Source organism: Pseudomonas sp. K5002 (assembly GCF_013386655.1).
Taxonomy (GTDB): Bacteria; Pseudomonadota; Gammaproteobacteria; order Pseudomonadales; family Pseudomonadaceae; genus Aquipseudomonas.
Map to the genome: position 1 here is coordinate 1 of NZ_JACARK010001403.1, position 771 is coordinate 771.

Below are 771 nucleotides of genomic sequence, written 5' to 3' on the forward strand. Positions count from 1 at the left end.
CAGGGCGTCGGCGCGCATCTGGCGCAGGCGCTTGCCGTAGGCGCGGGCGTTCTGGGTGTAGGTCTTGGCGTTGTCCGGGTCGAGCTTGCCCAGTTCCCGGGCAATGTTGTTCACCTGGGCAATCGAGGCGCTGATGGACAGGAAGGTGTGCGGGTTGACCACCTTGCCCGCACCGCGCGCAGCGTTGCCGGTGGCGGCCAGCAGCGGCACGTTGGCGTTGGCCTCGATCACCGGGATGTCCGGGCGCTCGCTGGTGGCGATCATGCGGTCGGCGAAATCGTCATGGCCGACGCCGTTGAGCACGATCACATCAAGGGTGCCGATGCGTTTGATGTCTTCGGCGCGGGGTTCGTAGGCATGGGGATTGAAACCGGCCGGAATCAGCGGGACAACTTCAGCCTTGTCGCCGACGATATTGGCGACGTAGCTGTAATACGGGTGCAGGGTGATGCCGATGCGCAGGCGCTTTGCCGGGTCGGCACTGGCGAACGGGGCCAGCAGCACGGTGATCAGGCCGACCAGCACCAGACGTAATAATGGAGATGAAATAGACATGGTCTTCTCTCGGCTGCAACGTGAATTCAGTGACGATGCTGGCGGGTGACACCGGCATCGAATTGCGCGATTACCTGCTGCCAGCCCGCGCTGATCAGCGCCTGGTCAGTGAGGTCGGTGGGGGCGGTGAGGTGGGCGCTGCGGTTGAGCCAGATATCCGGCTCGGCGCCGCGGATGCGCATCAACAGCGAACCGCTGAGGTCCGGCGTCTGGCTC

At 64.5% G+C, this 771-nt stretch carries 1 protein-coding gene and 1 pseudogene; both read right to left on the reverse strand.

From position 1 onward, the window contains the following. Positions 1-555, reverse strand: a 555-nt coding sequence (locus HX846_RS36735) for a metal ABC transporter solute-binding protein, Zn/Mn family (RefSeq protein ID WP_178967405.1), incomplete at its 3' end; no start/stop codon positions are given. A 26-nt stretch (positions 556-581) separates the two neighbouring features. Beyond that, a pseudogene (locus HX846_RS36740) lies at positions 582-771 on the reverse strand (hypothetical protein); the annotation flags it as partial.